The sequence below is a fragment of the Pantoea sp. R13S299 genome (assembly GCF_048515925.1).
Taxonomy (GTDB): Bacteria; Pseudomonadota; Gammaproteobacteria; order Enterobacterales; family Enterobacteriaceae; genus Pantoea.
In genome coordinates this window covers 120,322-145,808 of record NZ_JBLYEF010000004.1, presented here as the reverse complement: position 1 = coordinate 145,808, position 25,487 = coordinate 120,322, and the positions used below count along the sequence as shown (strand labels likewise).

The following is a 25,487-nucleotide window of genomic DNA, read 5'->3' as shown; positions in this document are numbered from 1 at the left end:
TATCACCTCCAGCCCTTCTTTTGGCTCCTTTTTTGTCATCCTTTCTTTTTTTCCGGATCCAGCTGCTGCGTAAGCGCAAGGAAATGAGTGTGAAAATAAAACTGACGACGTGGTTCAGCCGGGAAAGTGAATTACCCGATGAGCATTTTCCTTTGTTCCCGACAGAAGGTATTTATCAGGCCCACCGGCCAGATATTTTTTCGGCTGAACAAATGGATAACTACGGCGAAAAATTAGCGAAAACGCATAATCTGTCGGGTGGAAAATGGTCCTACCGACTGTTGCAGCAGCTGGCAGATAATGAACTGTCATTGACGCGCAGCGCAGAGATCCTGAGTGAAGGCGATAAGCGCAGCCAGACACCGGCGGCCGTCTGGATACTGGATAATTTTTACATCATTGAAGAGCAGATCCGCCTGGTCCGGCACCTGTTACCGGCAAAATTCGGTAAAGGACTGCCCATGCTGGAGGAGTCGGCTCATTACCTGCGCATCCAGGCTATCGCCGAGGAGATGATTAAGCACAGTGATGGCAGACTGGAAACCAGCGTCCTGCATCCTTTTATTGCTGCCTACCAGCGCGTTACGCCCCTGCTGCTCGGCGAACTGTGGGCCCTGCCTGCCATGTTACGTTTTGCGCTTATCAACAATCTGTCCCGGATTGCGGCTGACGTGGCCAGGGTACATCAGGAACGTAATAAAGCGGAGCAGTGGATCAGCGATATCCTCTCCACTGCCGCCGAAGATGCGTCAAAAGTTATTCTGGTCATCGCTGATATGGCCCGCCAGAACCCGCAGGTTTCCGGCGCTTTCGTCGCTGAACTCGAACGGCGATTAAGTGGCCAGAACAATACCCTGGCGTTAACCTGGGTCGAACAACAGCTGGAAAATACCGGCCGGAAAACCTCGGAAGTCATTGAGCAGTTCAACCGGCAGCTGGCCCTGAGTCAGCTCTCTGTCAGCAACAGTATTACCGGCCTGCGGCAACTCGGCGAAATTGACTGGCAGGCCTTTGTCGAATCCGTCAGCCTGGTTGAGAAAGTCCTGCAGCAGGATCCCACCGGGACATACCCGCTGATGCATTTTGACAGTCGCGATGACTACCGCCACGTGATTGAACGTCTGGCACGGCACAGTCGCTTTGATGAACGTGAAGTCGCCCAGGCTGTGCTGACGCTGGCCTGCCAGCCTGATCTTCCCCTGCGTCAGCAGCATGTCGGCTATTACCTGCTGGATAAAGGATTTCAGCAACTGGAACAGCAGCTTGACGTTAAAGTAACGTGGCTGAACAGGAGCCGGCAGCATCTGAGCCAGACTCCTTTACTCTCCTGGTTAGGCAGCCTTTTACTGCTGACAACCGCGTTTACCGCCGAGATGCTCTACAGCACCCATCAGGCGGGCATGGCGTCATTACTCTGGTTGCTGGTGCTGCCCGCCATCATTGTCAGCAGCCAGTTAGCCTTACAGTTGCTGAGCGAGTTAACCACCCGCAGCCGCCATCCCCTTCCCCTGCCCCGACTCGATTATGCTCAGGCGGTACCGGAGCATGACCGCACACTGGTAGTTATCCCCTGTTTACTCAGCAGCAATGAGGGAACAGACGCCCTGCTGCGCTCTCTGGAAATCTGCTATCTCGGTAACGCCTTAGCGAATATCAGTTTTGCGTTACTGACCGACTTTACCGATAGCGCCGAACAGGACCATCATCATGACGCCGCGCTTATCCGTTACGCCGTGCTGAAAACGGAAGCGCTGAATCGGCGCTACAGCGGAGGTAAATCGGATATTGCGCTCTTTTCCCTGTTACACCGTGACCGCACCCATAATATTTCTCAGGGTGTCTGGATGGGTTATGAACGCAAGCGCGGTAAGATCCATGCTCTGAATCGCTGGCTACAGGGTGAAGAAAACGCCTTCAGCATCACGGTAGGTGCCACGCAGGCTCAGCTGCACAGCGTTAAATATGTGATTACTCTCGACAGCGACACAATACTGCCGCGTGAGACTGCGCATAAGCTGATTGGCGTCATGGCCCACCCGCTCAATGCGCCGGTATTCGACGATGTCAAAAATCGGGTAGTTGAAGGCTATGCCATCCTGCAGCCTCGTCTGGCTGAAGAGATACCAGTTAACGGTCAGAGCCGCTATGCCCGGCTGTGCAGCAGCATTCCGGGGAATGATGCTTACTCCTCACTCTCATCCGATATTTATCAGGATCTGTTTGGTGAAGGCTCATTTGTCGGCAAGGGTATTTACGATGTCGCTGCCTTTAGCCGGGCGATACGCAATACCTGTCCGGAAAATCTGGTGCTGAGCCATGACCTGCTTGAGGGGTGCTATGCCCGCTCCGGTGTGGTCAGTAACGTCGTCCTGTATGAACAATACCCGGATAGTTATCTGAGCGATGTTGCCCGACGATTTCGCTGGGTGCGGGGCGACTGGCAGCTCCTTAACTGGCTACGGTTGCAGGTGCGGCAGGAAGATTGCAGTCGTCAAAAGAACCCGCTCAGTGCGCTTTCCCGCTGGAAATTAACAGACAATCTGCGCCGCAGCCTGGTGGCACCAGCCCTGCTGATGCTGGTATTTATGCTGTGTACGATAGTACCGAACCCGATATTCTGGGTCGGGTGCATCATGCTCTTTCTGCTGCTTCCGGGACTGCCAGCGTTAGTGATCGATGGGGTGACGAAAAGTAAAACGCGTGCCTGGCGGCAGCATCTATCCATGCTGGTCACCGATGCCTTTAACCGCCTCTCCCGCGCTGGCCTGGCGCTGGCCATTCTGCCTCACGAGAGTTACTGGTCGCTGAAGGCCATTATCGTGACCTTATGGCGCCTGACTATCAGCCATCGCTACCTGAATGAGTGGAAAAGCGCTTCATCACTGAAACCTGTCGAGCCTGATGTGCGCCATTTCTACCGCCGCATGTGGATTAATCCGGTAGCAGGCACGGTTCTGGTATTCCTGACCAGCCTGAGCATGCCGTCGATGACGCATGTCGCACTGGCGCTCGCTTTATTGTGGGCGGTCGCCCCCGCGTTACTGAGCCGCATGAGCCAGCCTAAACACGCTCAGCCAGGCAGCCTTTCAGCGGAACAGCGCCTCTTTTTGCGTCGCACCGCGCGTAGAACCTGGGCCTGGTTTAACGAATTTGCCAGCAGTGACAACAACCATTTGCCGCCGGATAATCTGCAGGAGATTCCGGAGTCGAGGGTGGCCCACCGGACCTCACCGACCAACATTGGCCTGTCGCTGCTGGCAAACCTGACGGCCTGGGATTTTGGTTATATCAGCCAGAATCGGGTCATCAGCCGGACGCTCGACACCCTCGATACCCTTGATCGAATGGAGCATTTCAGAGGACATCTTTATAACTGGTATGACACCCAGACGTTAAAACCGCTGAACCCACGCTACGTCTCAACGGTAGACAGCGGTAATATGGCGGCTCACCTTGTGACCCTTCAGGCTGGCCTGGCGCAGTGGAAATACCAGCCGGTGATGTCTCTCCCCTGTATCCTGGAAGGTCTCTCCGATACCTTCTCACTGCTTAAAGACCAACTGAGCGACACCCGCAGCGACATTGTGGAACAAATCGCAGCTAAGCTAAGCCTGATGCAGCGCGCTTCACCCGCCGATTTTCACGCCGGGATGCAGGCTCTGCTGGCATTAAGCGTATTGGCAGAACAGGCTTATCTTCCGACAACGCGGGTAAACTGGCCGGCGCTTTTCCACCAGCAGCTGGTGGATTTTACTCAGGAGTGGTCCCTCCTTTTCAGCTGGGTTAGCCCGGATGCGCCACTGCCTGCCGACATTCCGTCATTGCTGTGGCTCGCTGAGTTGAACCTGAACCGCCCCGGACTCCCGGAAAAACAGGCAGAGACTGCGATATGGGCCGCCCGCGAACGAATGGCTGCCCTGCTGGAGCTGGACAGCCGCCTTAGCGATCACGCCAGTATGGACTTCCGCTTTCTCTATTATCCGGCCACGTCTTTACTCAGCGTGGGCTATAACATGGACAGCGGTCTGCTGGACGCCAGCAAATATGACCTTTTCCCTTCAGAAGTCCGCCTGACGCACTACTTTGCTATTTCCACCAGTCAGCTTCCGGCCAAGAGCTGGTTTGTACTGGGTCGCTTATTTACTCAGCTTAATAACCAGCCCGCCGTGATGTCATGGAGCGGCTCAATGTTTGAATACCTGATGCCGCACCTGGTCATGCCGGTTTACCCCGACACGCTGCTGGAAAAGATGGCGTTATCGGCGGTCAGGCAACAGATTGCCTCGGGTAACAGCACCGATACGCCCTGGGGCGTTTCGGAATCGGGTTACGCTGCGTTTGACGTCAATCATAACTACCAGTATCGGGCATTTGGTACGCCAGAACTGGGTCTGAAACGCGGCCTGAATGACAATCATGTTGTTGCGCCCTATGCGACGCTGCTGGCGCTGATGGTGCTGCCGCAGGAGGCGACGGCTAATCTGATAAGACTTAAAAAAATGGGTGCCAGCGGTGACTACGGTTATTACGAAGCGCTGGATTTCACCGCGGATCGACTGGCTCCCGGTCAGCCATTTGCGATCGTCAAATCGTATATGGCTCATCATCAGGCGATGGGATTGCTTGCGCTCTCTCACCAGCTGCTGGATGCGCCCATGGTCGCGCGGTTTATGTCCAGCGCACTGTTTCAGTCGTCGCGTTTGCTGCTGCAGGAAAAAGTGCCTGATGATATTGAGCTCTATACCCCACGCCGCAGTTTTGTCGAAAACAGTGACCCTAAACAGCAGCGCAGCATTCCCGACCAGCGTGAATTCAGTGGTTCAGATCCGCGCCAGCCACAACTTCAGCTGCTTTCCAATGCAGATTATCATCTGATGGTGACGCACGCGGGGACAGGCTACAGCCAGTGGAAGGGGCTGGCACTCACCCGCTGGCGTGCGGATAGCACCAGCAACAACTACGGAACGTTCTGTTACGTTACCGATCAGCAATCCGCCGAAGTGATTGCTCACAGCTATCAGCCGACCTGCTGCGAGCGTCCGCATTATAAAACCCGTTTCAATGATGCCGGGATTGAGTTTGACGCTTCAGGCACCACCTTCAGCATTCACACGCATATCGTGGTCTCCCCGGAAGATGATGTGGAGATCAGACGCATCACGGTCACTAACCGTTCCCGTCAGACCCGCCCGTTTGATATCACCAGCTACACCGAAGTGGTACTGGCACCAGCAGCCAGCGATATGGCCCACCCTGCGTTCAGTAATCTGTTCGTCCAGACTGAGATCGTTGACAGGCTGGAAGCGATTCTGGCTCACCGTCGGCCACGTGAAGAGAAAGAAGTGACGGCATGGATGTTTCACGCGATGGCGATACATGGCAATACCGGTCGCCAGAACTCTTTTGAAACCGACCGGGCTCGTTTTCTCGGGCGCGGCAGGACCCCAGCCGATGCTCAGGCGCTGATGCCGGGCAGTGAATTAACGGGTCAGCAGGGAGCGGTGTTAGATCCCGTGTTATCAATTCGCCAGTCAGTGACGTTAAAAGCGGGAGAGACCGTCACCATCGATATGCTTTACGGTGTGACACTTCAGCGTGACACCACTATTGCGCTGATTGAGAAGTACCGTAACCACATCAGCGCCGATCGGGTATTTGAACTGGCGTGGTCCCACAGTCAGGTCGCCTTGCGTCAGTTGAATATCCGCACCGAAGATACCAGCCTGTTTAATCAGCTGGCCAGTGCCGTGCTGTTTTCCAGTGCCGAAATGCGTGGCGAATCAGACGCGCTGATGCAGAACCGGCTGGGCCAGGAGTCATTGTGGCGCCATGCGATTTCGGGTGATCTGCCGATTCTTCTGGTTCGGATAGAAAACATTAATCAGCTCGACCTGGTCACCACGCTCATTCAGGCGCACCAGTACTGGCGACAAAAAGGGCTGACGGTCGATCTGCTTATCCTGAACAGCGACCAGGGCGGCTACCAGCAGAACCTGTTCAATCAGCTCACGACCCTGATCCCTGCCGGAGATGAACGGCAGCAGGCGGACAAACCTGGCGGCATATTTATCCGCAAAAGCGAAAGTTTTTCCGCTGACGATCTGCAACTGTTGCTGAGCGTCGCGGCTGTCGTGCTGGAAGGCCGGAACGGTAGCCTCGCCGATCAGCTCAGCACGCTGTTAAAACCGGTGCGCACCCCGCCTGCTTTTGCGTTTCCATCGGTCAGTAAGACGCCGCCGCCTGCAGCCGTCACCTTTTCGCCGGAGCGGTTGCAGTTTTTTAATGGCACCGGTGGCTTCAACGAGGACGGCAGCGAATATCACATCATTCTTTCCGGCCAGCAGCAGACGCCTGCGCCGTGGTGCAATGTGCTGGCCAACAGCCAGTCTGGTACCGTCATTTCCGAGAGTGGCCAGGGCTATAGCTGGTATGAAAACGCGCATGAATATCGTCTGACGCCCTGGCACAACGATCCCGTCAGTGACAGCTCTGGCGAAGCGCTTTATCTGCGTGATGAAGAGACGGGTGATGTCTGGTCGCCCACGCCGCTTCCGGTTCGCGGCAAGGGTGATTATCTGACCCGTCATGGCTTCGGTTACAGCACGTTTGAACACACGGAGTATGGCATCAGCAGCACGTTAACGGTGTTCGTGGCAGAGGAGGCGCCGGTCAGACTTTCCCTGCTGACGCTGAGTAACCTCTCTGGCAAAACGCGTAATCTGTCGATTACCGGATACGTCGAATGGGTTCTGGGTGAGCTGGCGAGCCGCTCCGCAAGGCATGTGGTGACGTCCCCTGCCGCTATCGCCACAGGCAGCGCGGTTCTGGCCAGAAACTTTTATAACAGCACGGGCTCTGCGCGGACCGCTTTTTTTGCCGTCACAGGTACCCGGATTGCGTACAGCGGCAACCGGCTTGAGTGTCTGGGTCGTAACGGCACCACACGGCAGCCCGCGATGATGAATGTTCGTGGTCTGTCGGGTAACACCGGGGCAGGAATGGATCCCTGCGCCGCGCTGCAGACGCTGACGACACTGATTGACGGCGACAGCCGCAGCTTTGTTTTTGCTCTCGGCGTCGGGGAAGATGAGGGTGCAGTGACCGCGCTGATGCAGCAGTTCCTCTCCACCGGGGAGGCTCAGAACGAGCTGACTAAAGTTAAACAGCACTGGCACCAGCTACTGACTAAAGTGCAAATCCAGACACCGGCAACGGAGGTCGATTTACTGGCAAACGGCTGGCTGCTGTACCAGACGCTGGCCAGCCGTTTGCTGGCGCGCAGCGGATACTATCAGTCTGGTGGTGCCTTTGGTTTCCGCGATCAGTTGCAGGATACGCTGGCGCTGACTCACGCTGCCCCGCAGCGCCTGCGCGATCAGCTGTTGTTGTGTGCATCCCGCCAGTTTATCGAGGGAGATGTACAGCACTGGTGGCATCCGCCTGCTGGCCGTGGCGTCAGAACCCGCTGCTCCGACGACTACCTGTGGCTGCCCTATGCGCTGTGCCGCTATGTGCAGGCAACCGATGATATTGCGCTGCTGTCACAGCCCGTCAGCTACCTTGAAGGTCGCCTGCTGGCAGAGGACGAAGAGTCTGTCTATGAGCTTCCGGGCGTCAGTAAGATTAACGAACCGCTATGGCAGCACTGCGTTCGCGCGGTTAACCACGCCCTTACTTTCGGTCAGCACGGCCTCCCGCTGATGGGTTCCGGGGACTGGAACGATGGTATGAGTACCGTCGGGATTGCCGGCAAGGGTGAAAGCGTCTGGCTCGGCTTCTTCCTCTATACGGTTCTGGACCGCTTTGCCGCGCTGGCTGTGCGGTTCGGCGATACCGATACCGCCCGCCACTGTCAGGAGCACGCGCAGACGCTCAAAACCGCGCTTAACCATGCGGCCTGGGATGGCGAATGGTATCTGCGCGGCTTTTTTGACAGTGGCCAGACGCTCGGTTCACATGCTGACAGTGAGTGCCGGATAGACGCCATTGCCCAGAGCTGGTCGGTACTCTCTGGCGCAGGCGAGGACGCCAGATGCCGGTCAGCGATGGAGGCGCTTTATCAGCATCTGGTTGATAAGGATAACCGGCTGATTAAATTGCTCACTCCGCCTTTCGATGGTGCAGGGCCAAATCCGGGCTACATTCGCGGTTATTTACCGGGCGTCAGGGAAAATGGCGGTCAGTACACCCATGGGGCTCTGTGGGCGATTATGGCCTTTGCGGCGATGGGTGAAACAGAGCGCGCCTGGTCCCTGCTCTCTATGATTAATCCGGTTAATCATAGTGGCAATCAACAGGATATGGCGATCTACAAAGCAGAGCCTTATGTGATGGCTGCGGATGTGTATGCGGCCGAAGGCCACAGCGGGCGGGGCGGCTGGACCTGGTATACCGGCTCATCAGGCTGGGCCTATCAGCTTATCAGTGAGAGTCTGCTTGGGATAAGCCGGCGCGGCAACGCGCTGTCTGTCCGGCCACAGCTTCCCGCTGACTGGTCAGAGATAAAAATTGTCTACCGTGAGGGGGAAGGGATCTACAACATCCGGGTCACTCGCGGTGACAGCACTTATCAGCTGTGGCTGGATGGCAAACGGTGTGACGGTGACGAAATAGCGCTGGAAAGTCATCGCCAGGAACATCAGGTTGAAGTCTGGCTGGGCTCTGCATCAGGTTAAGTTAAACCCGACACCCCGCCTGCATCAGCTTAAAGAGGAGATTAAGTGGCCTTTGCGAGCGGGCCGTTGAGCTGCCACCCGCGTCAGGTCGGGCAGCTCAACGGCAGCGTTCTGGTGAGTGGCGAGGGTTAATCGCCTGCTCACAATTATCTGTCGCCCTGCCCTGTTTTCCCTCGCGAAGCCCATGCTATCTTGTGGTTTTGATTTTTTCAGTGGGCAAAATTGATGACAAAGTTGCGGGTAGGGATCGTGTTTGGCGGGAAATCGGCTGAGCATGAGGTGTCGTTACAGTCGGCCAAAAATATCCTTGAGGCGATCGACAAAACCAGGTTTGACGTGGTGTTGCTGGGCATTGATAAGCAGGGACACTGGCGTCTTAACGATGCTTCAAACTTCTTACTTAACGCTGAAAATCCGGCGCTGATCGCGCTGAATCACGCCGCTGAAGATGTGGCGCTGGTGCCCGGCACAACTCAGCAGCAGATCATCACCCGTCATAACGCCCATCCGCTGTCGCAGATCGACGTTATCTTCCCTATCGTGCACGGTACGCTGGGTGAAGATGGCTCCCTGCAGGGCCTGCTGCGTATGGCCTCGTTACCCTTCGTCGGTTCCGACGTGCTGGGCTCTGCGGTCAGCATGGATAAAGATTTTACCAAACGCCTGCTGCGCGACGCCGGCCTCAACGTCGCGCCGTGGGTGAGCGTCACCCAGGCCCAGCGTGCACATCTGGACGCCAGCGCAGTGATTGCCCGCTTTGGCCTGCCGCTGTTTATCAAACCCGCCAACCAGGGTTCATCCGTGGGCGTCAGCAAAGTGGACAGCATTGAAGAGTTTGATGCCGCGCTGGCGCTGGCCTTCTCCTTTGACCGCAAGGTGCTGATTGAGCAGGGTATCAAAGGTCGCGAGATCGAGTGTGCGGTGCTGGGCAACGATGCCCCTGAAGCCAGCCCCTGCGGTGAAGTGGTGGTGCATGACGCCTTCTATTCGTATGACACCAAATATATCTCTGAGAGCGGTGCGCAGACGGTGGTCCCGGCAGCCATTTCATCGGAAACCAGCGATGCGATTCGTGAGGTCGCCATCAAAGCCTTTACCGCGCTGGAGTGCTTTGGCATGGCGCGCGTCGATGTGTTTTTAACTGACGACGGCGAAATTATCGTCAACGAAGTGAATACCCTGCCCGGCTTCACCAATATCAGCATGTATCCGAAACTGTGGCAGGCGGCCGGACTCAGCTATCAGGATCTGATCAGTCGCCTGATTGACCTGGCGATTGAACGCCATCAGCAGGCCAGTACCCTGAAAAGCAGCGTCAGCTGACACAACCCGGCGGCGTGGCGTTATGCCACGTCGCTGGTGATGGCACGGTAGTTAACCGGCGAGGTCTGATTGCGGCCATTGCGTTTCGACAGATAGAGGTTTTTATCGGCTGCGGAGATTAGCCGGTTTATCACGCGGTGCCACTCCGTCGACTCACCGGCACTGCCATGCGCCAGCCCCAGACTGACAGTGACCGTGGCCGTACTGCCCTGCAGCCAGAACTTTTCTTTCGCCATCTTCTGCCGGATGCTCTCAGCAAGAAAGTAGAGCTTTTCCGGATTCTGGTCGAACAGCACCACCGCAAACTCTTCGCCGCCAAAACGGCAGATGCGCCCCTCTTTACCCACAACGCGCTGCATACGGCGGGCGATCTCTTCCAGTACGCTGTCACCCGCATCATGACCAAAATTGTCGTTAATCGCTTTGAAGTAGTCGACATCCAGCAGAATCACGCCCGCCCGGCGGTCCGGGAAGATCGGCTCAGCACGCAGACTTTCATAGAGGCCGGACCGCGACAGCAGCCGGGTCAGGAAGTCATAGTTGGCGCGCAGCGCCAGACGCTGGTTGAGCTGGCGAATCGCATCCATGCTCACCGCCACAATCAGCGGGCTGATCGCAATGGTCGCCACGCCCAGCCGTGCCGAAGTCAGATGGGTGATCGGCAGCATATTGTCATCGCCCTGGATATTCATCACACCGTGCGAAACCAGAATGATTTCGCTAATGCCGGTGAGCAAAATCACCAGACTGGTGAGCGGCATCGGCAGCACGATGGCGCACCAGACCAGCGCCGGAACCGGGAACGTCAGGCTGCCTGCGCCGCCCATCATCGCGCCAATCATCAGCGAAAAAATCACGGCGACAACCGGTGCCAGCTTGCGCATCTGCATAAACTGCCGGGGCGACAGCGACGCCCAGTCGCGCGTCAGCAAAAAGGGCAGCAGCATCAGCCCGGTTGAGAACTGTTCGCTGAACCATTCGCCCCAGGCCGTCACCAGCCCGCTGTTAAAATCGGCCTGCTGCGCCAGCGCCCCCCAGCTGGCGCAGGCCAGTCCGGCCAGCAGACAGGCCGGAAAAATGCGCAGCACGCTGGTTATACGCTCGCTGCCGGAGTCGTGCTGAAGATGTTTTACCAGCAGCGTCACCGCCACCAGCACAAACAGAAGATTCGCCATGTTGAGGGTAAAAGCAGAGAGCGCCCAGCCTGAAAAAACGATGTCGTTAAACACCATCGCAGCAAAGGTGGCCAGGTAATAGCGGGTCTGATGCAGAAAAGGATTCCGGACGATCACGCCAGTGACGATCGCATTGACCGGCCAGAACAGCGACAGCTCCTGTGGAAAGCGCAGGTGTCCGCCGATAAAGCAAAACAGCAACGTGATTAAAAACAGTGAAAATGCGTTCTTCTTAACGTTGTGCTCTTCAAACAGCTGTATGCGCATACATCCGGACCTTGTCACAGAGAGGCTGGCTGTCCACGCCAGCCTGGACAGGCGCGTGGTGTCAGAATGATTAAATCCTGAATATCCTCAATGTCATCCGGCGATAAAACCTCGTTTCATGGGCTAACTCAGAAAAGTTACCGTTTTGAGGCTAAACCCATCAGATGACAGCAAAAACTGGGGCTCTATTATGCATCGCAAATAAAAAAATCGGATATCCGAGATATCCGATTTTTGCTGTTCTGACGACTTTACCGTTGCGCTAAACGCTATTTTACGGCAACCGGCCACTGACTCAGGCGAATGCCGCGTTTGTCGGCGTTATCGCCAAAATCTTTCAGCACCGCTTTAACGTCGGGATCGATATATTCCGCATTGTCGTTATCGACGATGACCACGCTGTTTTCCGGGATCTCATCCAGCAATCCCTGCAGCTTTGGATTGTGCATAAAGGTCAGGTTCTGCTGAAAGCGCAGCACGTAGTGGTCGTCATAGCGGGTGAGCTGCAGCGCGTTGCGATGGCTCTTGTAGATGCTGTAGAGGATCTGCGTGGCGATACCGATACCAATTCCGACCAGCATACCCAGCGTGATAATCCCGACGATGGTGGCCAGAAACGGCACGTACTGCTGCGCCCCCATCCGGAACTGCTCAACGAACAGTCGCGGTGTCGCCAGCTTATAACCAGTGTAGAGCAGCACAGCCGCGAGGCTGGCCAGCGGAATGGCGTTCAGCATCTCACTGAACCACATGCCGCAAATCAGCAGCAGCACACCGTGAATGAAGATCGACAGTTTGGTTTGTGCGCCCGCACTGACGTTAACCGAGCTGCGCACAATCACCGCTGTTATCGGCATCGCGCCAAGGAAACCTGCCGCCAGGTTACCGATACCCTGCGCGAACATCTCTTTGTTGGGCGACGGCGCGGGCGTCTGAGGACGCAGTTTCTTCAGCGCCTCCTGGCTCAGCAGAGTCTCCAGACTAGCGACCAGTGCCAGCGTCACCGCAACCACCCAGACCTGCGGATTCTGCCAGGCCATCCAGTCGGGCGTTTCCAGCTCAGCCACCAGCGCGGAGACGCTGTCAAACGCGGGTAGCGAAATGCGCGCCAGGCCCTGGGTCATCTCAGGGAACAGTCGCCCTCCCACCACCGTTGCCAGACAGCCGATCAGCACGGCAATCAGCGGGCCGGGGATCCAGGCCAGTGCTTTAATGCGTTTTACCGGCGCGGTGGTCCAGAGACATAAAATGGCTAATCCGACACCCGCCACCAGGATTGCAGGCAGCGAGAAAGTCATCTCGCCGGTCACCAGTGATACCAGCTCCGCATCGCCAGCGGCACCCAGCGCCACCGGAATCTGCTGCATGATCAGCAGCAAACCAATCGCCGCCAGCATCCCTTTGATGACGCTGCCCGGCACCAGCGCAATAAACCGTCCGGCGCGCAGCAGGCCAAACGCACATTGCAGTGCCCCGGCGATAATCAGCGCGGTGAGGAAGGCAGAGAAGCTACCCAGTGATGCCATTGAGGCGACGACAATAGTGACCAGGCCCGCCGCCGGGCCGCTGACGGCAAACCGGGATGGACTCAGGGAGGTGACCACCAGGCCGCCAATTACACCGGTCAGCAGACCGGCAAACGGCGGCAGTCCGCTGGCCTGGGCGATGCCAAGACAGAGCGGTAAGGCGACCAGAAACACCACCAGACCCGCGGGAATGTCGCGGCGCAGGGTATCGAGGTTCATAGTGAAGGCTCCTCTGCAGATTGATGAATCAGCTCTTTGAGATGGCCGGAGCGCAGGTCATAAACACAACCAAACACCTCCAGTTCCTGGCCCGATTGCCAGATTTGCCGGACCGGTTCAGATTTCACCAGTCTGGCGAATTGCGCCTTAACGTTGGCCTCAACCAGCCGGTCGAGATGTTCACCCGGCGCCGCGTCTGAGGCGGGACTTTCTGCCAGACCCGCCTGAATATCCTGACGCAGCGTCTGAATTTGTCTCGCCAGCGCGCTCTCCTGCCCGTCCAGCACACTGCCCGGCAGATTCTGCGCGGCTTCTACCCCACCGCAGCCATAGTGGCCGCTTAATACGATGCGTTTTACGCCGAGAAAGAAGAGCGCGTATTGCAGCACGCTCAGTAAATTGTCGTCATCCTCAATCACCATATTGGCGATATTACGATGCACAAAGAGTTCGCCAGGATGGGAACCGGTTAATACCTCAGCCGGAACGCGACTATCAGAACAACCTATCCAGAGTGAGTGCGGCTTTTGCTGATGAAGGAAATTTTTAAAATAGTCCGGGTTACGCTGGCGGCGCTGTAATGCCCAACTGCGATTTTTCGCTAATAAGGGTTTAAGTGTCGTCACATTCATCTTCTCTCTACTACCGGGATGTCGCATCCTGGCTAACCACAAAGTGTATCGGCTCACAAATAAAGCGTGAGCCGCCAGGTAAATAAGAACTGAGTCACAGAAAAAGGTTATAGACGCTAACCATTGCCAATGCACGGGCAATATTTCACAGCGCTTTAACATCACGTATTTTGTCAATTCACCGTCAGCAAAAGTCAGGTTTACGTAAATTTAATTAAGCGGCAGGGATGAGAAAGAATAACCAGAATTCATTTTTAGATTATTACAATCAATGAGATAAAAAAGGAAAGAAAATAAACTAAAGTTATTGCTGACAAATAAATACAAGCATTAACAGAGGGGATATTTACTGCCATACCAACCAGTTCTATTTTTACCAGGAATACTCTTAATTAAAAAATTAACCATTAGCACAATCCACCGGCTTAATTGCTTTTAGCCAGTCAGATAGACCTGTAGAGAGTTAAGAAGGGAGCAAGAGATGATTAATTTAATTTGCAGGAAAATAGTGACGGCGGTAAGTAAATCAGGACCAATTCTAAACAGAGCCTGAACGAGCAGGCTCTTTTTCTTGACGAATTATTTACCGTTCCAGCTTTGCAGGCGTGATTCCCGCACCGACAGCTGCTGTTCCGGCGTCAGTTTATTGTAGTTTTCCGCCATTCCGCTCTCCCAGTCGCCGTAGAGTGGATTCGGCAGCACGATGAACTGCGTACCAAACTGCTGGTGGTTGAGATTCACAAAATCGCGACGCGTCTGATTACCCTTGTGCCAGGTCGCCCCACCGAAATCGTTGAGGTTATCGCCGACGTAAAGCACGACGTTATAGCCCGCGTTTTTGATGGCATCGAAACGCGCCTGCTTGTTGGAGCTGTCGGTATTCAGACGTACCGTTTGATCGCTGACATTCGGGAAGCCGAGCTGTTGCATATTGGCGACCGTGGCAGCGTAATCTTTCTGATCGCGGTTCGACACATAGAACAGCGTGCCACCATTCTCTGTCACATGACGCGCGAACTCGACCGCACCCGGCACCGCTTTCGCCTGACGCGCCTGCGTCCAGGCTGACCAGGTTTTGCTGCTGAACGGCTGGCCATTTTTCGCCTGCCACGCGCTGTAGGCGCTGTTATCCAGCATGGTTTCATCCAGATCGACAATCACCGCTTTGGGTTTGCCGGTCAGCGACGGCGCCTGATCAAACGCCATGCGCGCGGTGTTAAAGGCCTGCCAGGTCAGCGCCTGATATTCGCCAGATTGCTGGAACCAGTTTACCGCCAGCACCGATTGCTGGCCGAGTTGCTGTTGTGCGGTCTGATGGGTCGACGAGGCGCAGCCGGTCAGCAGCAGCGCGACCAGTCCGGATGCAGCCAGTTTTGCGGAGGTTTTCATCATTTCATCCTTAAGGTGAGAAAGGTCTGAGGAGAAGCTTCAAAAATGTAGCAGTTAACGTAAGCTGTGGGCAGCCCAACGCACGCTGTTATAACAGGAGATTCTTATGGCCGTGATCCCGCGCTCGCCGTTGCTCGATTCGCTGGAGTGGCTCGATTATGCGTTTCAGCCCGCCGGTGAGCCGCCTCCCGCCGATGCCGCCTATGGACATCAGCGCCACAGCGCGACCGTGGTCACCGATATTGAGAACATCCCGCCCAAAAGCTGCGAGTCCGATGGCGTGATCGGCAGCGGGACGCGACCTGTGGCGGTCTACACCGCCGATTGCCTGCCGGTGCTGTTCGCCGATCGCCAGCAGCGGGTCGTGGCGGCCGTGCATGCCGGACTTAAGGGCACGCTGGCGGGTGTGCTGACCCGCGCCGTGGAAAAACTGGGCGAACAGGGCTGCAACCCGCAGGATCTGGTGGTGGTAATCGGCCCGTCGATGGGCCCCTGCTGCTATGAACTGGCCGAACCGCAGCTGGCAGAGATTGCGCAGAATCCAGCGTTTTCCAGTGGGCTGCGCTGGCACCGCAATCAGCCGGTAAATCCGCAGGCACAACGGCCACAGGCTTCTGCCCACCAGCAGGGCGTCTGGTTCGATCTGCCGGCACTGGCGACGCAGTTGCTGGTGAACGCAGGTGTGCCGGCCACGCAGATCGATAACGTCAATGTCTGCACCTACTGCATGGCCGAGAGCGGTTCCAGCTACCGCTTTAATACCCACTATGGCAGCGGCTATCGCTCGCGCTATTCATGGATCCGGCGGCGTTAAGCGTTTCAGAGCCAGAAATATCAAAAGCCGCGCAGGGCGTTTCGGCCTGAGACACAAGCTCCCTGCGCCCTGTTCCCCTGCCATTGTTTATGATTTCACTCACACCCTGACATTCTTTCACTTTTTTTTAACGCAGAAGTGGCTAGAGTAAACTCATCCGACCACTTAACTGTGAGTGACTGTCATGTCCGCCAATCCTGATTATCCTGCGCTATTTACGCCGCTGGATCTTGGCTTTACCCGACTGAAAAACCGCTTTCTGATGGGGTCGATGCACACCGGCCTGGAGGAGCATCCGGATGGCGCAGCCCGGCTGGCAGCGTTTTATGGCGAGCGCGCACGCGAAGGCGTGGCGCTGATCGTCACCGGCGGCATTGCACCCAATGCGCAGGGTGTCACCACCGCGCATGGCGCAGTGCTCATCGATGAGGCGCAGTGCAGCTGGCACCGGCAGATCACGGAGGCGGTGCATCAGCATCAGGGCAAAATCGCCCTGCAGATCCTGCATACCGGCCGCTACAGCTATCAGCCCGATCTGGTTGCGCCCTCGGCGCGCCAGGCGCCGATTAACCCGTTTACGCCACAGGCGATGAGCGAGGCGGCGATTGAACAGACGATTGATGACTTCGCCCGCTGCGCCCGGCTAGCCCAGCAGGCGGGCTATGATGGTGTGGAGATCATGGGTTCCGAAGGCTATCTGATTAATCAGTTTCTGGTAAAGCATACCAATCAGCGCACCGACCGCTGGGGCGGCGACTTCCGGCAGCGGATGCAGTTCGCGCTGGCGATTACCCGCGCGGTTCGCGCCACAACCGGCGATGCCTTTATCATCATCTTCCGGTTGTCGATGCTCGATCTGATCGAAGAGGGCAGCACGCTGGAGGAGACGCTGATGCTGGCGGGCGAGCTGGAGCAGTGCGGCGTCACGCTGTTCAATACCGGCATCGGCTGGCACGAAGCGCGCATCCCGACCATCGCCACCTGCGTGCCGCGCGCGGCTTTTGCCTGGGTGACGCAGCGCCTGCGCGCCCATGTGTCAGTACCGGTCATCGCCACCAACCGCATCAACCATCCCGCCGTCGCCGAGCAGCTGTTGCAGTCCGGCTGCGCCGATATGGTGTCGATGGCGCGCCCTTTTCTCGCCGATCCCGCCTTTGTCACTAAAGCACAGCGCGGTGAACCGGACAGCATCAACACCTGCATTGCCTGTAATCAGGCCTGCCTCGATCAGGTGTTCGCCGGTAAAATTACCTCCTGCCTGGTCAATCCGCGCGCCTGCCATGAGTCGCTGATGCCGGTCATCGCCAGCACCGCCCCGCGCAGGCTGGCCGTAGTGGGCGCCGGTCCGGCCGGCATGGCGTTTGCGCTACAGGCGGCGCAGCGCGGCCATCAGGTAACCCTCTATGAGGCCGCGCCGGAGATAGGCGGCCAGTTCAATCTTGCCCGGCTGATCCCTGGCAAATCAGAGTTCAGCGAAACGCTGCGCTATTTCCGGCATGAGCTGGCAGCCGCAGGCGTGACGGTTCAGACGGGCTGGCGGGTGACGGCGGATCAGCTGAGTGACGCCGATGAAGTGGTTCTGGCGACCGGCATTCAGCCGCGTACGCCCGATATTCCGGGCATCGACCACCCCAGCGTGCTGAGCTATCTGGAGGTGCTGCGCGATAAGCGCCCGGTGGGTAAACGGGTAGCGATTATCGGCGCCGGCGGTATTGGCTTTGATGTGGCGGAGTATCTGTCACAGCCATCCCATGACGAGGATCTGGCGGCGTTTTATGCCGAATGGGGCATCGACCACAGCCTGACGCAGCGTGGCGGCGTGATGAAACCCGAGCCGCCTGCCGCGTTACGGCAAATCTGGCTGCTGCAACGCCGATCGGGAAAACCGGGTGCCGGGCTGGCAAAAACCACCGGCTGGATCCATCGCGCCAGTCTGCAGGCGCAGGGCGTTGAGATGTGGGGCAGCGTTGAGTATCTGGCGATTGATGACAGCGGCCTGCATCTGCGGCGCAACGGCGAAACGCTGTTGCTGGAGGTCGATAATGTGATTATCTGTGCCGGACAGGAGCCGCAGCGCGAACTGGAAGCCGCGCTGCGTGCAAAAGGACAGAGGGTGACAGTCATCGGCGGTGCGGATGTGGCGCAGGAGCTGGATGCTCGCCGTGCGATTGCGCAGGCGACGCAACTGGCATTAACCGTCTGACTAACGCATTTTCACCGCGCGCAGCACCACGAACTTCTGGTTAGAGGCGATCAGCGTACAGTTACCAAACAGCTTCTTCAGCTTGTGGTGATAATCGAGGTGGCGGTTGCCGACAATGCGCAACTCGCCGCCATACTGAAGGCAGCGTTTGGCATCGCGGAACATCTGCCATGCCAGGTGATCGGTCACCGCGTGCTGCTGGTGGAACGGCGGGTTACACAGCACCGCGTGCAGCCGATCTGACGGATAGCCGCTCAGCACGTTGTTCACCAGGAACTGACAGCGTGACAGATCATCAGGACGGTTCATTTCCACATTAAGCTGACTGGAAGCGACCGCCATGTAAGACTCATCAAGGAAATGCACCTCGGCCTGCGGGTTCTGCTCCAGCGCCACCAGCCCCACCACGCCGTTACCACAGCCGAGATCGACAATCTCGCCCTCAATGTTTTCCGGCAGATGCTGCACAAAGAGCCGTGCGCCGATATCCAGCGAAGCGCGTGAAAAGACGTTGGCGTAGTTGTGAATCTGATAAGGGGTGCCATCCAGCGGCCAGACCAGCGTCGACGTGGCCTCACGCAGTTCAGGCTTGCTGAACTGGCTGTAGATCAGACGCGCTTTTTTCCACGCCAGTGAGGTTTTGGTTTCACCAATGATCTGTTCGAACAGCTGCAGGGTAGAGTTATGGATCTCTTTGGCGCGCGCTGCCGCCAGAATCACCGTATCAGGCGTGACGACTTCGCGAATGGCGCGCAGCTGGTGCTCCAGCAGCGCCAGGGTTTTAGGCACCTTGATCAGCACAGCCGCAGGTGAAGCAGGCAGTTCCGCCAGGCTATCAACAAAGTGAACGTCGCTGTCATCCAGCCCATTAAAGGTCAGGTTCTGACGGGCGGCCTGCTGGCTCAGCCAGGAGTCGCTGACGTGCCAGACGGTACGCGAATTCAGGGCGCAGGTTAAGGCCCCGAAACTGTCGTTGAAGACCAGCACTGGCCCCTCTGGCAGCGCCTGCTGTAACAGATATTCATCAGCCGCATCCCAGGCTTGTAATGGACTTTCGTCACGCATCTGCGGGAAGCGATGCAGGATCAGTGTGCGATCGTTCAGTTCAAGTTGGCTCATGCATTCTCCGGCGTGGTACACTTTGGTTGATTTTCGCCCCAAAATCGGGGGCGCAGTATACTGTCTTTCGCCTGGAATCCCTAATGTCCTCACTGATCTACCTTCAGGGTTATCCTGCCCCCCTTCTTGAGCAGGTTCAGTCGCTGATCGCCCATCAGCGCTTAGGTGCGTTCCTGCAGGAACGTTATCCTGACACTCATGACGTGATGAGTGATAAAGCGCTGTATGACTACACGCAGGCGCTGAAAAATCGCTATATGCGCAATGCGCCGCCGATCAGCAAAGTGATGTGGGATAACAAGATTAAGGTGATGAAGCATGCACTCGGCCTGCACACGGCTATCTCACGGATTCAGGGCGGCAAACTCAAGGCGAAAGCGGAGATCCGCATCTCAACCTTTTTCCGCCTCGCGCCGGAGCCGTTTCTGCGGATGATCGTGGTACATGAGCTGGCACACCTGAAAGAGAAAGATCACGATAAGGCGTTCTATCAGCTCTGCTGCCATATGGAGCCGGATTACCACCAGCTCGAATTTGATGCGCGCCTGTGGATGACCGACCAGGCGATGCGCGGCAACGCAGCTTAAAGAAACTCCTGCGCTTTCTGAATCAGGCTGGTTTTGGTCAGCGCCCCCAGAAAGCGTCGCTCCTGCGGATTATTCAGCACCGGCAGTCGCTCCAGCGTGACTGCCGCAAACGCCTCCCACCCCTCGCGCATACTCTGATTCTCAAACACTACCGGGAAGTCCTGATCCATTACGCACTGCACCGGTGAGTCGAGGGTGATCTCCTGCGCCAGCACCCGGCGCGAAATCTCATGAATCGAGACCACGCCGAGGAAGGCACCCGCGGCGTTGATCACGTAGACATAGCGTTCACGCTTCAGCGAGCTGACCGCCAGCGCCTGCCCCACGGACTCCTCCGGCTGCAACGCCGCACCGGGAATGATCAGCTCGGCAATGCGCATGTTGTCGAAATCATATTTCGCCTCTGAACGGCTGAAGTGATGACTTACCACCGGATAGGTACTGGCGGATTGCAGGCGATAGACCACCATCGACGCCAGCACGGTCGCGATCATCAGCGGGAACAGCAGGCTACTGTTGAGCGTCATCTCCAGCACCATCAGCATCGCCATCAACGGCGCCTGACTGACCGCCGCCAGCACCGCCGCCATCCCAATCGCGGCATAGAGCAGCACATTGCCGAGCGGCAGATGGAGCGCCGCACCCACCGTCGCGATGATGACGCCAAGCAGCGCGCCAATCAGCAGCGAAGGCGTAAAGAGTCCACCGACGGCGTTCGACCCCACCGACAGGCTGGTGGCGAGCGTTTTCAGCAGCAGCAGCAGCAACAGGCCCGGCAGCAGATAGTCACCCGCCATGACTTTGACGATGACTTCGTAGCCGTTGCCGAGGATATCGGTGGAGATCAGCGCCAGTAAGCCTACGGCGAATCCGCCCGCGCCCAGACGCACGGGCAGCGTGGCGACCCGGCTGAACAGCACTTTGCTGCGGGCGATGCATTTGATCAGAATCCAGCCCGCCAGCCCGGCGCTCAACCCAATCACCACTGTCATCAGCAGGCTGCTGAGATCCATGGCGAAGCTCGCGTCCGCCAGCGGATAGAGCGCGCTGCGGAAGCCCAGCGTCCACATGGTCATCACCGCCGTTGCTGAGGCGATAATCAGGGGGATTAGCCGCTGCAACGCGGAAATACCAAAGGCGATCTCCGCGACGAAAATCGCCGAGGCCAGCGGCGCATGATAGACCGATGCGAGGCCTGCCGCGGCCGCCATTGCGACCACATCGCTGTTTTTCAGGTTAAGCGACGCCGGTAACAGGCGGCCAATCGCGCTGCCGCACAGTGCTGAGAGCTGCACCATCGGCCCCTCTTTACCTATCGACGCGCCGCTGCCAATACTGGCAATCGACGATAAGGCGCGGAACAGCGACGTTTTGGTCGGCACCGCATCGAGCCGGGCGTTGATCACTTCAAGGTAATCCGTTTTCACCGTCTGCTGCTGCTCAATGGCAACCGCGTAACGCAGGAAAAAGCCTGCCAGCACGCCGCCCGCGCCCACCAGCAGCGGCCAGAAGATCCACGGCCAGAGATGCAGGGATTCGGTAATGTCGCCACTACGGGCAAACAGCAGATGATTGATCAGTTCAATTACGCCGCGAAAAGCCAGCGTCACCAGCGACGCCGCACACCCGACCGGAATAGCGATCAAAAGTGTGGTCCAGTTTAATGCGTGCTTACTTGCTTTCACCTGCGCTCCCTGGTTGATACATAAAAATCATCGCTTCCGCATATTATTGGAATGCGGATCGCAGGATCAATCCCTGCCCGCCCGGCACCATTGCACAGCGCCGGGGAGATGTTACTCTGCCGCTTTAACGCTGCCGGAGAGATGACGTGATTCGTTTTGCCATTGTGGGAACAAACTGGATTACACGCCAGTTTATTGATGCCGCTCATGAAACCGGAGCGATGAAGCTCTGTGCGGTCTATTCACGCAGTCAGCAGCAGGCCGACGCCTTTATCGCCGATTATCCCTGCAAACAGACCTTTACCTCACTGGAAGCCCTGGCCGCCAGCCCGGAGATCGATGCGGTCTATCTTGCCAGCCCCAACGCCCTGCACTGCCAGCAGGCGCTGCTGTTTATGTCGCACGGCAAGCATGTGATTTGCGAAAAACCGCTGGCCTCGAATCTGGCCGAAGTGGAGCAGATGATCGCCTGCGCCCGTGAGCATCAGGTGGTGCTGTTTGAGGCGTTTAAAACCGCCAGCCTGCCGAATTTCCTGCGTTTACAACAGGCGCTGCCTGACGTCGGTAAACTGCGAAAAGCGCTGCTGAGTTACTGCCAGTACTCCTCACGTTATCCGCGCTATCTCAACGGCGAGAACCCGAATACCTTTGATCCGCGCTGGTCGAACGGTTCGATTATGGATATCGGTTATTACTGCCTGGCTTTGGCGGTGGCGCTGTGGGGCGAACCAGAACGCGTGCAGGCTACCGCGACGCTGCTTGAAAGCGGCGTGGACGCGCATGGCGTGGTGCTGCTGAGCTATGGTGATTTCGACGTGACGATTCTGCATTCGAAAGTGAGTGATTCCAGCCTGCCCAGCGAGATTCAGGGTGAAGCGGGCGCGCTGGTGATTGAAAAGTTATCGGAGTGCCAGCAGCTGACCTTTATTCTTCGTGGTGCTGAAAAGCAGGCGCTGAGCCAGCCGCAACACATCAACACCATGCTGTATGAAGCGGCCGCGTTTGCCCGGCTGGTTGAGCAGCGTCATGTGGACCATTCCGGACTGGAGGTTTCGCGCATTACCGCAGCACTCCTGACTGAAATCCGCAGTCAGACCGGCGTGATCTTCCCCGCCGATCTGACTGCTGTGTAAATATTTCTAAATATGTCTGAGAGGTGTTGCTTCCTGTGCGGCTAATCCGTAACTTAGCCTCCTGCAAAGGGGAGTAACTTGTAAGCTGATTGATCGTCATTACGTTGCGAAAGCATCCGGTCATCAGGCAACCCGGAATCCATTTCTGTGTTGTAAGTGAGACCTTGCCGGAAGGCGAGGTTTGCTTACACAAAAATAAGCGGCTGACGTCTTCTGACTTCAGCCGTTTTTTTTTCTTTTTAAGACAGGATACGAATATGCAAACTGTGGGTACGCCTTTACTGTGGGGCAGCTTTGCGGTTGTGGTGCTAATCATGCTGGCTATCGACCTGCTGTTGCAGGGACGCCGCGGCGCGCAGACCATGTCTTTCAAACAGGCGGCGGTCTGGTCGCTGATCTGGATTTCCGTTTCACTGCTGTTCAGCGCCGCCTTCTGGTGGTATCTGGAGGGCAGCGCGGGACGTGAAGTGGCCAATACGCAAACTCTCGCCTTCCTGACCGGTTATGTGCTGGAAAAAGCGCTGGCGGTGGATAACGTCTTCGTCTGGCTGATGCTGTTCAGCTACTTCTCAATTCCGGCCAACCTGCAACGCCGTGTACTGATCTACGGAGTATTAGGCGCTATCGTGCTGCGTACCATCATGATCTTCGCGGGTAGCTGGCTGGTCACGCAGTTCAGCTGGATCCTCTATGTCTTCGGTGCCTTCCTGCTGTTTACCGGCGTGAAGATGGCGCTGGCGAAAGAGGATGACGGTGCAGTCGGCGACAAACCCGTGGTGCGCTGGCTGCGTAAGCATTTACGCATGACCGACGATCTCGACGGCGAGAAGTTCTTCACCCGCAAAAATGGCGTGCTGTTTGCCACTCCGCTGCTGCTGGTGCTGATTATGGTGGAACTCAGCGACGTGATCTTTGCCGTCGACAGTATCCCGGCGATCTTCGCTGTGACTACCGACCCGTTCATCGTGCTGACCTCAAACCTGTTCGCTATCCTGGGATTGCGTGCCATGTACTTCCTGCTGGCGAACGTGGCGGAACGTTTCTCGATGCTGAAGTATGGCCTGGCGATTGTGCTGGTGTTCATCGGCTTTAAGATGCTGATCGTCGATCTCTACCATATCCCGGTCGGTATCTCCCTGGGTGTAGTCGGTGCCATTCTGGCATCAACCCTGCTGATTAACGCCTGGGTTAACCGCAAAAGAGACCAGAAAAAGATCGCACCATAATTACCTGCAGGGGCAGCGGATGCCCCTGTTTTATTTTGCGACAGCCTGTCACGCCATTTCATCCCTCTGTCACACTTCCACTATCCAGCATAATAAAAATCTGACCTGCTCCACAGCGACAGAACTTTCTCTTTTCTCATCCGATGTTTTCCTTATACTCCGCCGGGCAAACCGTTTTAGCCGATGCAAAACATCGCGTCTGAAACTACATCCGCGACAAAATATAGAAAATATTATGCAGAAAACTCTCTCCGCACGTCTGGGCACGCTGCTCGCCGGAAGCCTGGTGAAGCAAATCATGATTGGGTTGATCGCTGGTGTGGCGCTCGCCTGGGTTTCACACGATGCCGCGCTGGCGGTCGGTCTGCTGGGTGAACTGTTTGTCAGTGCGCTAAAAGCGGTCGCCCCGTTGCTGGTACTGATGCTGGTGATCGCCTCAATTGCCAACCACCAGCAGGGCCAGAAGACCAATATCCGGCCGATTATCATGCTTTATCTGCTGAGCACCTTTTTCGCGGCGGTTGTCGCGGTGGTCTTCAGCCATCTGATGCCGCAGACGCTGACGCTGGCGGTGGGCACCACAGAAATCGTTCCCCCTTCCGGCATTACCGAGGTGTTACGTGGACTGCTGATGAGCATGGTGTCGAACCCGATCACGGCCCTGATGCAGGCTAACTATATCGGCATTCTGGTGTGGGCCATTGGCCTCGGGCTGGCGTTCCGTCACAGCAGTGACACTACCCGCGCCTTCCTCAATGATGCCTCAGAGGCGGTGACCTGGCTGGTTCGCTGCGTCATCCGCTGCGCGCCAATCGGTATTTTTGGTCTGGTGGCGTCGATTCTGGCTTCAACCGGCTTTGGCGTGCTGTGGCAATATGCGCATCTGCTGGCGCTGCTGCTGGGCTGTATGGTGCTGATGGCGCTGGTAGTGAATCCGATGCTGGTGTTCCAGAAAATCCGCCGTAACCCCTATCCGCTGGTTTTCACCTGCCTGCGTGAAAGCGGCGTGACTGCCTTCTTTACCCGCAGTTCTGCCGCCAACATTCCGGTGAATATGGCGCTGGCGAAACGTCTGGATCTGGATGAGGATACCTATTCGGTGTCGATTCCGCTGGGTGCGACCATCAGTATGGCGGGTGCGTCGATCACCATTACCGTGCTGACGCTGGCGGCGGTGCATACGCTGGGTATCAGTATTGATGTGCCGACGGCGATTCTGCTGAGTCTGGTGGCGTCACTGTGTGCCTGTGGGGCATCGGGCGTGGCGGGTGGTTCACTGCTGTTGATTCCGGTGGCCTGCAATATGTTCGGCATTCCGAATGATCTGGCGATGCAGGTCGTCGCGGTCGGCTTTATTATCGGTGTACTGCAGGATTCGGCGGAAACCGCGCTGAACTCCTCAACGGATATTCTGTTTACGGCAGCCGTCTGTCAGGCAGAAGCGGAGCGCGAAACCAGTCGGGCCTAATCTTTCAGATAGCTCAACAGCTCAAAGAGCGGGTGGCTGAGTCCGA

Annotated in this window: 14 protein-coding genes; 8 read left to right on the top strand and 6 right to left on the bottom strand. The window is 56.9% G+C overall.

The features are described from left to right. Nucleotides 1-89: 89 nt before the first annotated feature. Entirely contained in the window at nt 90-8,675 is an 8,586-nt protein-coding gene (locus ACN1CO_RS17725; protein WP_419140093.1) for a GH36-type glycosyl hydrolase domain-containing protein, read from the top strand. A 225-nt stretch (nt 8,676-8,900) separates the two neighbouring features. After that, a complete protein-coding gene (gene ddlA, locus ACN1CO_RS17720; RefSeq protein WP_419140092.1) occupies nt 8,901-9,998 on the top strand; it encodes a D-alanine--D-alanine ligase in 1,098 nt (365 codons plus the stop codon). A 20-nt stretch (nt 9,999-10,018) separates the two neighbouring features. Here ddlA and ACN1CO_RS17715 read toward each other — a convergent pair whose 3' ends face one another. The 4 genes from ACN1CO_RS17715 to ACN1CO_RS17700 form a co-directional block, all read right to left on the bottom strand. After that, nucleotides 10,019-11,440, bottom strand: a complete 1,422-nt coding sequence (locus ACN1CO_RS17715) for a diguanylate cyclase (RefSeq protein WP_419140091.1) — start codon at nt 11,438-11,440, stop codon at nt 10,019-10,021. A gap of 269 nt (nt 11,441-11,709) precedes the next feature. Further along, nucleotides 11,710-13,185 carry a SulP family inorganic anion transporter gene (locus ACN1CO_RS17710; RefSeq protein WP_419140090.1) on the bottom strand — a complete coding sequence of 492 codons (1,476 nt, stop codon included), beginning with the start codon at nt 13,183-13,185 and terminating at the stop codon, nt 11,710-11,712. Then, nucleotides 13,182-13,817 (bottom strand): carbonic anhydrase, encoded by a 636-nt coding sequence (locus ACN1CO_RS17705; protein ID WP_419140089.1) that lies wholly within the window; start codon nt 13,815-13,817, stop codon nt 13,182-13,184. The genes ACN1CO_RS17710 and ACN1CO_RS17705 overlap by 4 nt, the downstream gene beginning before the upstream one ends. 579 nt (nt 13,818-14,396) lie before the next feature. Next, nucleotides 14,397-15,206: a 5'-nucleotidase, lipoprotein e(P4) family gene (locus ACN1CO_RS17700; RefSeq protein WP_419140288.1), complete on the bottom strand. Its 810-nt coding sequence runs from the start codon at nt 15,204-15,206 to the stop codon at nt 14,397-14,399. A gap of 106 nt (nt 15,207-15,312) precedes the next feature. On the opposite strand from ACN1CO_RS17700, the gene ACN1CO_RS17695 reads away from it, so the two are divergent. Both ACN1CO_RS17695 and ACN1CO_RS17690 read left to right on the top strand, forming a co-directional pair. Further along, a complete protein-coding gene (locus tag ACN1CO_RS17695; RefSeq protein ID WP_419140088.1) occupies nt 15,313-16,020 on the top strand; it encodes a polyphenol oxidase family protein in 708 nt (235 codons plus the stop codon). 184 nt (nt 16,021-16,204) lie between these two features. After that, nucleotides 16,205-18,223 (top strand): FAD-dependent oxidoreductase, encoded by a 2,019-nt coding sequence (locus tag ACN1CO_RS17690; RefSeq protein ID WP_419140087.1) that lies wholly within the window; start codon nt 16,205-16,207, stop codon nt 18,221-18,223. Here ACN1CO_RS17690 and rlmG read toward each other — a convergent pair whose 3' ends face one another. Then, nucleotides 18,224-19,342: a 23S rRNA (guanine(1835)-N(2))-methyltransferase RlmG gene (gene rlmG / locus ACN1CO_RS17685; protein ID WP_419140086.1), complete on the bottom strand. Its 1,119-nt coding sequence runs from the start codon at nt 19,340-19,342 to the stop codon at nt 18,224-18,226. It lies immediately after the preceding gene. An 83-nt stretch (nt 19,343-19,425) separates the two neighbouring features. Between rlmG and ACN1CO_RS17680 the strand changes: the two genes are divergently transcribed. Then, nucleotides 19,426-19,929, top strand: coding sequence for a M48 family metallopeptidase (locus ACN1CO_RS17680; RefSeq protein ID WP_010256568.1), 504 nt, complete (start codon nt 19,426-19,428; stop codon nt 19,927-19,929). On the opposite strand, the gene ACN1CO_RS17675 is transcribed toward ACN1CO_RS17680, so the two are convergent. Next, nucleotides 19,926-21,614, bottom strand: a complete 1,689-nt coding sequence (locus ACN1CO_RS17675; RefSeq protein WP_419140085.1) for a chloride channel protein — start codon at nt 21,612-21,614, stop codon at nt 19,926-19,928. The genes ACN1CO_RS17680 and ACN1CO_RS17675 overlap by 4 nt on opposite strands. 146 nt (nt 21,615-21,760) lie before the next feature. Between ACN1CO_RS17675 and ACN1CO_RS17670 the strand changes: the two genes are divergently transcribed. From ACN1CO_RS17670 to sstT, 3 genes are all read left to right on the top strand, one after another. Next, a complete protein-coding gene (locus ACN1CO_RS17670) occupies nt 21,761-22,747 on the top strand; it encodes a Gfo/Idh/MocA family protein (protein WP_419140084.1) in 987 nt (328 codons plus the stop codon). Between the two features lie 257 nt (nt 22,748-23,004). Further along, complete coding sequence (locus tag ACN1CO_RS17665; protein ID WP_419140083.1) at nt 23,005-23,973, top strand: TerC family protein; 969 nt, start codon at nt 23,005-23,007, stop codon at nt 23,971-23,973. Nucleotides 23,974-24,208: 235 nt separating this feature from the next. Further along, nucleotides 24,209-25,441, top strand: coding sequence for a serine/threonine transporter SstT (sstT, locus tag ACN1CO_RS17660; RefSeq protein ID WP_419140082.1), 1,233 nt, complete (start codon nt 24,209-24,211; stop codon nt 25,439-25,441). Nucleotides 25,442-25,487: the final 46 nt, after the last annotated feature.

Excerpts from the sequence above, each read along its gene's own strand:
- ACN1CO_RS17695 (WP_419140088.1), top strand. The coding sequence starts at position 15,313 with ATGGCCGTGATCCCGCGCTCGCCGTTGCTCGATTCGCTGGAGTGGCTC.
- ACN1CO_RS17700 (WP_419140288.1), bottom strand. The coding sequence starts at position 15,206 with ATGAAAACCTCCGCAAAACTGGCTGCATCCGGACTGGTCGCGCTGCTG.
- ACN1CO_RS17665 (WP_419140083.1), top strand. The coding sequence starts at position 23,005 with ATGCAAACTGTGGGTACGCCTTTACTGTGGGGCAGCTTTGCGGTTGTG.
- ACN1CO_RS17680 (WP_010256568.1), top strand. The coding sequence starts at position 19,426 with ATGTCCTCACTGATCTACCTTCAGGGTTATCCTGCCCCCCTTCTTGAG.
- sstT (WP_419140082.1), top strand. The coding sequence starts at position 24,209 with ATGCAGAAAACTCTCTCCGCACGTCTGGGCACGCTGCTCGCCGGAAGC.
- rlmG (WP_419140086.1), bottom strand. The coding sequence starts at position 19,342 with ATGAGCCAACTTGAACTGAACGATCGCACACTGATCCTGCATCGCTTC.
- ACN1CO_RS17715 (WP_419140091.1), bottom strand. The coding sequence starts at position 11,440 with ATGCGCATACAGCTGTTTGAAGAGCACAACGTTAAGAAGAACGCATTT.
- ddlA (WP_419140092.1), top strand. The coding sequence starts at position 8,901 with ATGACAAAGTTGCGGGTAGGGATCGTGTTTGGCGGGAAATCGGCTGAG.
- ACN1CO_RS17705 (WP_419140089.1), bottom strand. The coding sequence starts at position 13,817 with ATGAATGTGACGACACTTAAACCCTTATTAGCGAAAAATCGCAGTTGG.
- ACN1CO_RS17710 (WP_419140090.1), bottom strand. The coding sequence starts at position 13,185 with ATGAACCTCGATACCCTGCGCCGCGACATTCCCGCGGGTCTGGTGGTG.
- ACN1CO_RS17690 (WP_419140087.1), top strand. The coding sequence starts at position 16,205 with ATGTCCGCCAATCCTGATTATCCTGCGCTATTTACGCCGCTGGATCTT.